Consider the following 11,575-nt stretch of genomic DNA (forward strand, 5'->3'; position numbering starts at 1 on the left):
TCCGTGAGCTCGCCCTCCAGAGCGGACTCCAGCACCCGTTTGGTCAGCTGCTGCAGGAGGCCACCCTCCCCGGTGAGCTTCACGCCACCGGCCTGGGCCCGGGCAACCAGCTCGGCGACCAGCCCGTCATCGACGGCACTTGCCCCACTCACAGCGGCCTTCCCGGCCTCGGTGTCACTCGTCACGTCAGTCATCAACTGTCGCTTCCAGCTCGGGAGTTACACCGCTCACCGTACAGACCCTCGGCTGGGTGGCCCGATCCAGCGAGGTTCCGACCCCCGGGACGCCCTGCGGCAGCCTCCGGCGACCAAGATCTTAAAATTGCGAGTTAAGGAGTATCTGGCCTGTTCAGAGCTATGGCTGGCATGGATGGGCCGCAGGGCGGGAGTTCCATTTCGCTGTGGTGTCGACGAAATTGACGACCTGTCGGAGCGAGAGGGAGTTCCCTCCACGGGTTGGTGAAGGTGGCAGTGGCGGGCAAGGAGGAAGCCGGCACCTCGGAGGGGTACCGGCTTCGGTGTGAGGCGGAGAGGCTCGATGCTCAGTGGTTCTCTGGGCCGGCTCCACTAGTGGAGCCGGTGGACTTCAGGTGGGATCCGGTTCAAGGTCCGGGATTTCGAACGTTGTTTCGGTGGGCGACTCAAAGTGGAATCGGCCGCGCATGTTGATGTGGCTGTACATCATCCGAGAGAGTTGGCGCAGGTCGCTGTGAGAGATGACCCGGCCCTGGGCGCCCATCTTCTCGACGATCTTCTGGATGTAGACCGTATTGAAGAGGGCCACGGTGTTGAGGACGAGGCCGAGAACGCCGAGCCGGTTTTCTAGACCGGGGTAGTAGTCGGGGAAGGGGCCGTCGATGCCGTGGCAGATACGCCGGGCGAGGTCGGAGCGTTCCTTGTGCAGCCTGCTCTGTGCTTCGATCCCGCGCCGGTACTCGGGGTTGTCATTGAGGCGGAGCAGGTGGCGTGTTTTGGCGATGCGTCCGAAGGAGACGATCGCTGATCCAAGGTCGGTGGGCTGGCCGTTGCGGGTCAGGATTCGAAGCGCGTCGTGTGCGCTGACGACGCCGTGGTGGATCGAGCCGATCACTCGCAGGATGTCCTCCCAGTGCGCGGCGATCTGCGAAAGGTCGATCTGCCGACGTGTTGCGCCCTGGAGAGGTCCGTAGTCTGCTGACCTGTCGATGCGCCATAGCCTGGCGTCGTTGATCTGGTGCGGGGCGGGCTGGTAGGAGTAGCCGGAGAGGGTCAGAAGGCCGAAGACGAGGTCCTCGTGCGTTCCGGCCTCGGCGACGATGGCTTCGGGGCGTCGGCTGTCCGGGACGTCGGGGTGGTCCCGGTACGTCGTGAGTGTGTTGAGTGCCTCCAGAGCGGCGCTTGGCCGGCCGCTGACCATGCGCCCGGACAGCTGGACGGCCTGCTCGGTCAGCATGGTCAGCCAGGTGACCTCGGAATTGCCTTCGGGTGCGATGAGCAGGCCGGGTTGTGGTGTGGGGATGACGAAGCGGTGGCCGTCCACGGAGGCGAGGCGCTCACCGTTCGACTGCAGGGTGGTGAGTGCGTCGGTCTCTGCGCGGAGCATGAGGGTGGTGCATGCCTCGATTACATCAGAGCGGAAGTATTCGCGGCTGATGCTGGTGAGGCGGTCGAGTTTGAGGGCGTCCTTTTCGTCGTTCGCGACGGCTTCGAGGCCGATGTTGCAGCCGTATCCAACCATCACGGCGGCTACGGACAGCTCGAATTCCGGGTAGGGGGAAGGGTTGCCGTTACGGGTGGTGAACGCAGCGATCGCGCCGGTCCGGCTCAGCACGTCCAGCACTACTTGGGGCAGCTCTACCTTGGGGAGCATCTTCTCCACTTGGCGACTCAGGCTCGATGGACGCGGTGGTCGTCCCTTCGGCAAGGCCAAGTCGCCGTTTCCAAGCGTGATTTGAGCACCCTTGGGCATGCGGGAGGCAACTCTGGTGAGGTCGGCGTGCAGGCTTCGGGCAGCGCGATCGAGGTAGGCGGTGGGGTCTTCGGGTAGATCCAAGCTGGTGAGCAGGCTGGGCCGGGCCTGGGCCCAGACCTCGTCTGACAGGAGTCGCGCGAGCAGGTCTCCCCAATGGGAGCAGCCCTGAACGAAGATCTCTCGTTTGCACAGATGCCGGTGGAAGGTCTCCACCACACACAGGGCGTATGCCGGCAGGTTCACCGCGCCGTCGGGCTGTTCGGCTCCACCGTCCACGAGGCGCTTCCAGGAGCCTTTCACCAACGTGGAGTCGATGTCATCAAGGCGGACGTCCTCGCGATCCAGGAGAGATGGCAACGCGTGGAGAGCGGTCAGTGCGCCCTGGCCTGCGGGACTTGCGCCGAAGCGGACCCTGTCGACAAGGACGGGTACGAGCGTACGTACGTCTCGGAACCTTTCCAGTGCCTTGGCGCGCCGAGCCTCATGGGTGTCGGAGTCCCGGGCCGGCATGTACTCCAGGAGGTTCTTGGCCGCCCGGAGGAGAGTGTCCCGGTCGGCGACCGTCTCCAGTGCGGCGCGCGTGGAGTCGGTGTCGGTGACAGGGTCGGTGATCTCACCGCTGTCGTGGTCGACGACTTCCGCCACGGATTCCAGGACGGCGAGCAGTGCCTGTGCGGTCAGGGTGCCGTCAGGGGCGAACTTCGGGTAGGCGTCGACGAGGGCCGAATCGGCCCACCTCTTGGGTTTGGCGATAAAGCGCTCGCTGATCAGCTTGTCGAGCATGTCGATGGCGTCATCCAGAGCGCGCGTCTCCAGGCGCTTGATAGCCGCCAGCACCGCAGCCCGCCGACCCGTCTGCTCCTTCAGGCGCGGTACCCGCTCGGTCAAGGCGTGATCGGCGAGCTGCGCCAACCTGCGTTCGGGGATGGACGAGACATCCACATGGACGAACCCGAGAGCGCGGATCTCGTCCGCGCGTGACAGGGCCTTCACGAAGTTGTCCCACGAGGGCACGCCGACGCCGCGGCGCAGGCCGTCCAGACGACTGGTGCGCTCGCCGGTGGGCACCTCCATCAACCAGTCGATGATGCGAATCTGTTGACGGTTCAGCATGGAGACGAGCGCCTTCGACACAGCGTCTTCGGCTCTACCCCGGCAGAGCGTCACCAGATCACGCAGCGTCGAGTACCTGGGGAGTAGCACACGCTGCTCGCGGAGCCAGACCACGGCTTGGAGCGTCATCGCCTTCGGACCGTCCGTGGAGTACTTCAGCCGGTCTTCCAACCAGGCGACGAGCTTGGCCTCGCCCTCCACGAAGGAAGTCCAGCCGTGCGCCTGCCTGATCTCTCTTACGTGGTTTCGAACGGTGTCGCCGTTCTTCCCGTACAGGCTGATCTTGGCGAGCGGGTCGGAGATGCCTAGTTGCTCGCCCACATGCAGCACCAGGTCCTCGGGGATCCTCTCCACATCGGTCTCGAAACGGCCCAGGAAGCGCAGGACCATCAGCTGCACGCCCAGGCCGAGCCGGCTGTGCTCGCCCCGCTTGCCCCGGATCAGCCGCTGGTCCTCCTCGCCGAGCCGGAGACGGGGCCAGTCGCTCTCCGGGATTCCATCGACGAACGAGGGATACCCCGCGCTCAACTCCTGCCGCTCCTCTGCGCTGAGCATTGCCTCTCCTGACGATCGGATTGTCACGCGGGGCAGATTCAGGGCGTCGACTGGGCCGGGTCAAACCGGACTTCGGGGGTGATCGGCCTTAGGGCACATTTTTGAGATCTTGGTCGTCGACCCGCTTTTTGGGCGGCTGTTCGAGTGGCTTGCGGCGGCATCTGACGGTGCGGGGTTCTACCGTCCTCGGCCATGGAGAACGTGTGGATCGAGCCGGGCGGTAGCGCAGATCCCGGCTACACCGACGATCAGCTCAAACGCGCGAGACGGTTCGCGGAGCAGGACATCCAGGCAACGCGGGTGCAGCTTGTGGCGCGCTTCGGACTCGGCGACGTGTGCGCCGAGATCGCTGAGCAGTCCAGCCTGGCGGTGAGCAGTGCCCTGGAACCGCTGGCACGCCAACTCGGCTACGCGGCCGACACGCTTGAGCGCTACCAGCGCGTCACGTGGTTGGCGGGCGCGGAACTTCGTGAGCGTCTCGCCACATCATCCGTTCACGTGCCGTGGAAGTGCGTGGTCGCAGCCTGCGTAACCGACCCGGCCGAGCGCGCGCGTCGTGTCGGGCTGCTGCTCGAGCGGCTCGCCGGCGCCGAGCGGGCGGGATGGCCGGCCGTACTCGACGCCGGGGAGTACTGCCGGGCTCTCGGCTTGGCGGTCGGAGCGGCCTGCGGTACGGAGACGCCCGGCGAGATCGTCGCTCAGCTCGGCCGTGCAGGGGTGCGGGAGGCTGTCGTTGCGGAACTGACCAAAACCCCGGAAGCGGTCCTGTCCATCTTGCGGGAGCCGACCGTGCGTGAGGTCCTCCAGGACCAGGAGGTCGCCCGGTACGTGCGCGAGCAGATGCGCCCCGTGCCGGATCCGGACGAAGAGCTGGTCAACGAGCTGATCGGCGACGACGAACGCGATCCGCGTGCCGACTGGACCATCCGCTACTTCGGCCTGGCCCATAAGTGCAGAGAAATCCTCCTGCTGGGGCCAGACGATTTCGCGGACGTCGACGACCCCGACGTGTGGCAGTCCGTCGAATCCATCCGTGACTCGGTCGTTTCCTGGGCCGGCCGCGTCTTGGAGAAGCGCCCCCGTACGATCCGACTCCTCTCCGGAAAGTAGAAACCCGTGTCTCTCCCCAGTGCCGCTGGCCGCTACCCCAATACCGTGCGCGACGTCCTCGACCGGGAGGCTCTCCGGTGCATCCGCCAGGGTGGGAGCGAAGTCGAGCAGCTCGCCCGGATGCAGAGCGTCGTCCAGTCGAAGATCAACGTGCTCTCTGCCGAATACCGCCCGGTGTTTGACCGCGCCGTGAAATCGATGTGCACCACCTCGTTCAACAAGGTCTGCAAGGAACTTCGTATCGCCGCTCTCGCTGGTCCGGCCGGCCCCACGCAGGGCGGCACCACCGCGATGGGGCCGAACCGCGGAACCGGAGCATCGGGCCCCGGCGACGCTACGGTTCTCGGCTCGCACGGTGCTGGATCCGACGACGAAAAGGTCGTGGCGAAGGTCCTGATCGGCGAGGGCGGCGAGCTGACGGAGAAGTCGGCCCAGCAACTCGTGCTGGAAGACCTCGACCGCATCATGGAAGTGCTGCCTCCTCTTGCCGAACGAGACTTCATGGAAGCGGACCGGCTTGACAGTGCGGCCAAGGAATTCGCCCAAGGAGCCAAGGAGCACAGGGCCCGCGGAAACCGCATCCTTGCCCTCTTTAAGCGCTACGACCGGCTCGTCGTCGGAATCGACAGCATCCCCGGCATCTTCAACCTCGCCGACTACATCGCCGAGGTCGGAGCCCAGGCCCTTGGCCTGGACGACGAAGACGCCGAACTCCTCCGGTATGCGGGCGCCCTGTGACTGAGTCCACGTGGCACAAAGAGGTCAAGCACTGGGGTGTGGCCACCGAGATTCCACTCGGGAACCGCAGAGCGGACTGCCTGCTGCGCTGCGGCAAGCGGGCAGAGATCCAGGCCCATCCGCTTGCTCCGGTTGAAGTCACCGGCCGGGAGGCCCACGCAGACCTCTGGATTCTCGACTGCCGAGCGGCACGCGCGCGCAACCGCCTCCTGGTGTGGGACGACCTGGAGTTCGGCACACTATTCCGCTGGGACCGAGCCTGGCAGGGCTTCGCAGTGGCCAAGCGGCCCGCCTTCCTCAACACGGAACTGGACCTGAGCACGGGCCGCGGCACCTTCCTGGAAGTGACGGGCTGGATCTTTGACGGATACCACGCTCTCGGTTCCGGCAGATCCCATACCGCTGCAGCCGTGCGCTCTTGGATGCGCTACGACATCCCGCTCCCTTCGTACTTGGCCATGCCCCAGTGACCTTGGAGCCACCCCACGCGCGGACGGGAAATCACCAACGCACCATCGTGATCGAGTTGGACGGTCTCCTCCAGAAGGTACCGGCCGAATACCACGTGACCGGTGCGCTCGCGGAACATATGGTGACAGCCAGGGACTTCTATGCCGACTCTCCGTTCGGTGAATGCCCGGTTCCAGTGGCCATACCCCTGTACCGGCCCACCGTTGGCACCCACCCTGCACTGACCGTTGTGGATGACCTGGCCGAATCCTGGGTCATGGAATTCAAAGTCTGGCACAACCGCGCCCGTTATCGCATTATGGGCTTCTACCCCGTCGGACAAGGGGCACCTCGACCGCACTCGATATTCGACTCGCCGTACCGAGGCGTGATATCGCGAGCGTTCGCGGTTCACCACCCGCTCGACATCGCCTGACTGCTGAGGTAGAGCGCATCGACCGAATCTCAAATGATCAGCATGGTCATCCGTGGTATCTCCCGGGCCTTCGTGACGAGTTGGAGGACGTGTGAACAGCGAGTTCCTGCTCGGCTTATTCGCTGCGGGAGCGGCGTTCGGCGGAGCCCTCCTGGGCGCCGGTGGTGCAGTCATGAGTCTCTCCTGTACGACCATGCCCCAGAACCAGTCTGGCTTGGCACGGTACGAAGAGACCGGGGCCAACAGATGGCGGCTCGAACCAGGCTGTCTGGTACCTACCACGGCCAGCACAGCCTGTTCCTGAAAGTGGCTAGAACCGCTCTCAAGGTTGGCGCCTACGAGACACCGGCCCGGGGAGGGGGGCTCCCTGTGCGGCGCCGCTAGCTGTAAACGGGTTCGGTGCTCGGCGAGGGAATGTGCACCAAACATGTGGCTTTTGCCCTGTCGCAACAAGCGCCTCACTGGATCCAGCCCAGCAACGTCTGCGGCATGAGGAAGGCTAACTCCGCTGAGGCAGAACAGCAGTTCGCCGGGGGCAGACAGGAAAGATCACGGAAGGACTGGCCAACGTTCGCAAGGGATGTCAACGTAGATGACCTTGCAGGAAACCCCAGGTCAGAGAGGTAATCGCCTGTGACCGTAGCGTCTGTGGGCCCTGGTTTCTCTACTACTGTCGAAGCCCTGCGGCTTCGCGAATGGCAGCTCGGCCCCGGCCAGCCAACGCTGGTCATGGACCAGTTCTCCGCGGAGGAATTCCACCTGATCGTGGATGACCGCGCGGACGTGCACGTCAGCAGCAAGGACGGCAGGTTCTACCTCGGCTGGTTCCCGCTTGGCCGCCCCGGCACGGACGGCGAGGGATGGAAGATTGCGGTCACCGGAACCGCCAAGGTACGCGGCTACCAGGTGTCGTTCGACACCGAGACGCCGGCCGACATCGTCGCGGCCGCCGTAGAACGCGTGCTGGAGACCTCGCGCCGCCTCTGACAGCGCGGACACCGCCAGATAGTGCCCGCCCTGTGAGTGAGCAGGCCGGCCGAACGGCAGCCCGCTCCACCGCACCCGTTTTCCCGTACCCCAGGAGGCTATTCGTGACGTCCCCGGAGATGACCGTCGGCGATCTCATCGACCTGCTGTCCGCCTGCGACCCGAATGCTCCGGTCCGCCAGGCGATGAACCCGTTCTTCCCGATGGCCCACCGCTTGGCGCAGGTCCTGCAGTCGGTCGACGAGACCGGCCGGACCGTCGTCTACCTCGCCGAAGGACGTGACCAGGACGCACAACTCAGCCATCTGCCACCGGAGGTCGCCATCGAGCTGACGTGGCAGGGTCCCGTCCAGGCACCTCCGCGCCGCCCCCGCCGCCGCGCCGGCGGCAACTAGATCCGCACCGAGCCCTTGGAGGCGCCTCTGTACCCGGACTTCCCGCCCGACTCGTTCACCCCTCGCGGCGGCCAGCCCGTGTTCTGGGTGGGCCCTCGACATCTGGCCGGTGACGATGGGCGCCTCTACGACGTCGTCGCCGACACGCTCGCCGGCCTGGGCTGGACGAGCCTGACGATCGTCCGCGGACGGCACGAGCCGGACGAGGCGCCGGAGGACCGCCAGGTCCTGCGCAGCACCGTCCTGCACATCAGCCCCGACGCCCTGCGGTGGGCGCAGTGGGGCCTGGCGGACGAGCCGTTCCACCTAGGTGAGCTGCCGATCGCCTGGCAGGTCTCCGCCCGAGCCGAGGCGAGCAGCCCGCTCGCCCAGTGGTCGGCCTACTTCACCCCCGACGTCCCCGGCGAGGCGGTGGTCGACTTCGTCGTAGCGCTCGATGCCCACGGCCAGCCTGCCGTGCCGCTCGCTGGATCCGAGCTGGTTGTTGACGCCGTCGCCGCCCACGGATGGTTCCGCGACATCGACCAGCCCCAGGCGGCAGCGACGGACCCGACGTTCACCTCGCACATCAGCCTCGGCGAGGTCCCGCCCCTCATTCAGGACGCCGACCCGCAGCTTCTGACCGCCGAGGCCGACGAGACGGGGCCCGCCGGATGGCAGGCGTGGGCCGAGCCCGCGCTCGGCGCACCGTGTCTGTGGGCGGCATCGTTTGCCGCCAGCGTCCCGCACGATCTCGTCGCTGCCTTCGCCGCCTCCCTCAGCTCGACCGCACCGGTCTTGCGTCGAGTGCTGCCCGAGGCCACCCGCGACAGGCTCCTGCGAGCGCCGGCCATCTAGCCTCCCGCTGGTATCTCGCGACGATTGCAGTCCGGCACCCTCTCACTTGGGGGTGCCGGGCTTTCCTGCTTCTCGGGTGGAGTGGCCGTTGGATCTTCGACGCCCGGAATGATTCCTCAGCGGGGATGGGCCGACTGGCTTCGGGGACCGTCAGCGAGCCAGTTTGAGGCGTGCCGTCTCGGCGGCGTGGGACGCGGCTTCGATGTGCCCAAGTTCGCCGGCGAGCGTCGACACGAACGCATCGACGGCCTCGATGGCGCGCCCCTCCATGGTGTCGGGCTCAGCGAAGTAGGACGCGAACTCGTCGGCGCCAATGGTCGCCATAGCGGGTCGACGCGCCTGGTAGTCGGCCCACATCGGCCGGTAGACGGCGCGCACCCGGTCGAGCTCGGTTTCGTCGATCTCTTCCCGCCGGAGGAGGCTGATCGTCTGCTGGCGGGCCTTCCACATGGCGATGTGGTGCTGGACAGGGACGGGCCCGAAGGGGCCGGGAGGGGCTCGTTCGATCCTTGGCATGCCGGGCTGGAGGAAGGGCCAGGGCGAGTACAGCTCGGTGAGGACCGCAGTCAGCCTGTTGATGTCGATCCGCCCGGTCCGCTCACCTTCCTCCAGGACGAGCTGGGCGGCGCGACGCTGCTTGAGGGTGGCTGAGGGGTGGGCGAGTTGCTCGACGATGGCACGGACGTTTTCGCTGCGCCGGACGGCGGTTGTCTGGCCGGTGGCGCGCGCGTGGGTGCGCCAGGCTCGGCGTGCCTGGGGGGTGAGAACGATCGTGTCGTCGATCAGCCACAGGTACAGCACGATTCGGATCAGGGAGCGTTGCGGGATGCGCCCCAGTGGGGAGCGCTCACGAGCCTCCAGGAGTCTGGTGAACAGCTCGCGTTGCTCCGGCGGGAAGACCCGCGGGTCGCTGCCGTGCGCGCTGGTCTTGCGCGGTTCGGGGTTCGCGAGCATCCCGTCCTCGACCCAGGAGGTCACCATCCTGGGACTGGCTTTCATCACGCCCAAGGCGTGCGCGTCGGCGACCAGATCGGCCGAGGTTCCCTCGACCCACGTGGTGATCCGATTCCCGTTCATGGCGCCGAACTTACATCGAGATTCGGGCCCCGAAAGCTGCCTAAGCGGCGACGCGCACGCCGCTGTCTTGTCCAGGGCCTCGGGCAGGCGGCGTTCTATGCCGCTTCCGCCACGTTGGCCGGCGGGCTGGTCCGCGAATTGCTCTCTCTGGTCCACCTGTCCGCCTCCCCGTGCTGACCTGAACACCAAAGAGGTGCCGCGTCCGGGCCTGCCGGACGCAGCATCTCCGCGGCCGCCGGCTGCAGGTAGAGGATCACGCAGGCTCCGCCTACGCCAACAGCATCCTCATGGCAGCGGTCGGAGGCAGCAGCGCGGGGGCAGGCGGGTAGGTCAGCTGGCTGACGCGGCCTTGCTGAGGGCCTTGCCGAGGTGGCGGTCCACGAGGGCCGGGGAGCCGGAGACGATCAGCAGCAGGCTGCCGTCGCGGATCGCGGTCTGTTTGACCACGGTGCTCTGTCCTGCCGCGGTGAACGTCAGAAGCTGGCTCCCCTGCTCGTCACCGAGCGCGCGGGGCGGGGACAGCTTTTGCGAGGCCACGTCGACCGGCGTGCCGCCCGCGACGACCTGATAGGTCGGGCATCCGGTCATGGCGCCGAAGATCCGGGCGACACCGTCGGACAGCCTCTTCGCGCTGTCGCTGTACAGCTCCTCGGAAATCTCGGAGGAGCTGCCTCCGTAGGTGAAGTCCGCCTTCGCCTTGTGGGGGAAGGCGAGCGTGCCGACGGTCGCCGCGTTGCCGCCCAGTTCGCTCAGGGCCGGGCAGCCGATGACGGTGACATCGTCGTGCTGGGCCGGACGCTGTGGCTTGGGCAGGTAGCCGCTGCCGAGGTCGCTCTGGTCGAGCAGGCGGGACTTGAGCGCGGCCGAGGAGAGGGCGGCCGTCTCCCGGACGCCGTTGGACGGCTTTCCTGTCCGGGTAACAGAGGGGGGCTGTGCTGGTCCCCGGTGGTGTCGGTGGAGCAGGCGGGCAGGGCGAGGAGGGCGGCGGTGATGCCGAAGGCGGTGGTGGCGACGCGAACGCGCATGACGGAACTGACCCCTTGGTGCTAGGTGACGGGTGGTCAGTGCGGGCCCGTGGGCCCGGTGGGGTCGTAGGAGTGGTGGTCAGTGTCCGAGGTGGCGCAGGCAGTCCTCGAACGTGGCGTGCGTCGCGTCCGCCGGTCCGGAGTGCCGGTTGTACCAGGCGGTGTCGATGCGGGTCTCCCGCTGCTGGTGGCCTGCCCGGCAGCGCAGCCAGATGTCGCCATGAGTGGAGAGGATGAGCCAGTCCCGGTACGCGCCGCACTCGGCGCAGGCGGCCATCTCGCCGTCGAGGACGAGGGGCTGCTTCCAGGGCATCATCTTGCCGTCAACCTGGTCGTGGCTCGGCACGCGCAACTCGGGCGGGAGGAAGTCGTCCACGACGGCGGCCGGCTTGGCGGGCTCCGGCTCAGGCGCCGGCACTCCGAAGCCGGGCGGGACCTGGCCCTGCAGCCGCGCGTGAAGCTCGGCGAACTGCCTCTCAGTCTCGCTCAGCTCCTTGGCCCGGCGGCGTATCCGGTGAAACACCCTGGCGTCCTCCTCGATCTCGGCACCTCGTCCTGCGCGTTTCATGATCGTGACTCATGCCCCCAGCGGTTTCAATTCACAAAGTCCACAGTCGTCTTCGCCCAGCTCAGCCGGGATATTCAGGCGTCTCGGCTGCCCGGATGACGAGTTGGCGACGGCAGTTGGTTCCATGGCGAGACGGCGGTGCCACGATGGGCCCGCCCCCTCGTTTCTCTCCGGGCGCTCAGCTCGTGGACGCCTACGGGCTCGGCGCACCCAACCTGGGCCGTGCCCGTCTGTCCTGCGGGCAACCGATGCCTACAGCCTCCGCATCGGACCTGGTTCGCCGGAGCATCAGCACGTACGGCTCGAACGGGTTGCGGTTCGAGGCCAGCAGCAC

At 66.8% G+C, this 11,575-nt stretch carries 10 protein-coding genes and 2 pseudogenes; 7 read left to right on the forward strand and 5 right to left on the reverse strand.

Annotated elements, in window-relative coordinates:
* Both ABZ646_RS27895 and ABZ646_RS27900 read right to left on the reverse strand, forming a co-directional pair.
* Positions 1–194 (reverse strand): annotated as a pseudogene (locus ABZ646_RS27895) (IS256 family transposase); the annotation flags it as partial.
* A 391-nt stretch (positions 195–585) separates the two neighbouring features.
* Entirely contained in the window at positions 586–3,618 is a 3,033-nt protein-coding gene (locus ABZ646_RS27900; protein WP_360524439.1) for a Tn3 family transposase, read from the reverse strand.
* A 192-nt stretch (positions 3,619–3,810) separates the two neighbouring features.
* Here ABZ646_RS27900 and ABZ646_RS27905 point away from each other — a divergent pair, with 192 nt between their 5' ends.
* The 7 genes from ABZ646_RS27905 to ABZ646_RS27935 all read left to right on the forward strand — a co-directional run bounded on the left by ABZ646_RS27905 (position 3,811) and on the right by ABZ646_RS27935 (position 8,571).
* Entirely contained in the window at positions 3,811–4,728 is a 918-nt protein-coding gene (locus ABZ646_RS27905) for a hypothetical protein (RefSeq protein WP_360524442.1), read from the forward strand.
* A gap of 45 nt (positions 4,729–4,773) precedes the next feature.
* Positions 4,774–5,466, forward strand: coding sequence for a hypothetical protein (locus tag ABZ646_RS27910; RefSeq protein ID WP_360524445.1), 693 nt, complete (start codon positions 4,774–4,776; stop codon positions 5,464–5,466).
* A 38-nt stretch (positions 5,467–5,504) separates the two neighbouring features.
* On the forward strand, positions 5,505–5,936 hold the full coding sequence (locus ABZ646_RS27915; protein ID WP_360524448.1) for a hypothetical protein: 432 nt from the start codon (positions 5,505–5,507) through the stop codon (positions 5,934–5,936).
* 47 nt (positions 5,937–5,983) lie between these two features.
* A complete protein-coding gene (locus tag ABZ646_RS27920) occupies positions 5,984–6,352 on the forward strand; it encodes a hypothetical protein (RefSeq protein WP_360524451.1) in 369 nt (122 codons plus the stop codon).
* A 633-nt stretch (positions 6,353–6,985) separates the two neighbouring features.
* On the forward strand, positions 6,986–7,339 hold the full coding sequence (locus ABZ646_RS27925) for a DUF317 domain-containing protein (RefSeq protein ID WP_360524454.1): 354 nt from the start codon (positions 6,986–6,988) through the stop codon (positions 7,337–7,339).
* Between the two features lie 104 nt (positions 7,340–7,443).
* The gene (locus tag ABZ646_RS27930; protein WP_360524457.1) at positions 7,444–7,734 is read left to right on the forward strand and encodes a hypothetical protein; all 291 of its coding nucleotides are present in this window, start codon (positions 7,444–7,446) and stop codon (positions 7,732–7,734) included.
* 15 nt (positions 7,735–7,749) lie between these two features.
* Positions 7,750–8,571: a DUF317 domain-containing protein gene (locus ABZ646_RS27935; protein ID WP_360524460.1), complete on the forward strand. Its 822-nt coding sequence runs from the start codon at positions 7,750–7,752 to the stop codon at positions 8,569–8,571.
* Positions 8,572–8,721: 150 nt separating this feature from the next.
* On the opposite strand, the gene ABZ646_RS27940 is transcribed toward ABZ646_RS27935, so the two are convergent.
* The 3 genes and pseudogenes from ABZ646_RS27940 to ABZ646_RS27950 form a co-directional block, all read right to left on the reverse strand.
* On the reverse strand, positions 8,722–9,804 hold the full coding sequence (locus tag ABZ646_RS27940; protein WP_360524463.1) for a hypothetical protein: 1,083 nt from the start codon (positions 9,802–9,804) through the stop codon (positions 8,722–8,724).
* A 174-nt stretch (positions 9,805–9,978) separates the two neighbouring features.
* A pseudogene (locus tag ABZ646_RS27945) lies at positions 9,979–10,673 on the reverse strand (hypothetical protein).
* 79 nt (positions 10,674–10,752) lie between these two features.
* Positions 10,753–11,241 carry a hypothetical protein gene (locus ABZ646_RS27950; protein WP_360524466.1) on the reverse strand — a complete coding sequence of 163 codons (489 nt, stop codon included), beginning with the start codon at positions 11,239–11,241 and terminating at the stop codon, positions 10,753–10,755.
* Positions 11,242–11,575: the final 334 nt, after the last annotated feature.

Source organism: Streptomyces sp. NPDC007162 (assembly GCF_040634175.1).
In the GTDB taxonomy this organism is placed as follows: domain Bacteria; phylum Actinomycetota; class Actinomycetes; order Streptomycetales; family Streptomycetaceae; genus Streptomyces.

Coding starts and splice junctions, on each gene's coding strand:
- ABZ646_RS27950 (WP_360524466.1), bottom strand. CDS start 11,241: ATGAAACGCGCAGGACGAGGTGCCGAGATCGAGGAGGACGCCAGGGTG.
- ABZ646_RS27900 (WP_360524439.1), bottom strand. CDS start 3,618: ATGCTCAGCGCAGAGGAGCGGCAGGAGTTGAGCGCGGGGTATCCCTCG.
- ABZ646_RS27905 (WP_360524442.1), top strand. CDS start 3,811: ATGGAGAACGTGTGGATCGAGCCGGGCGGTAGCGCAGATCCCGGCTAC.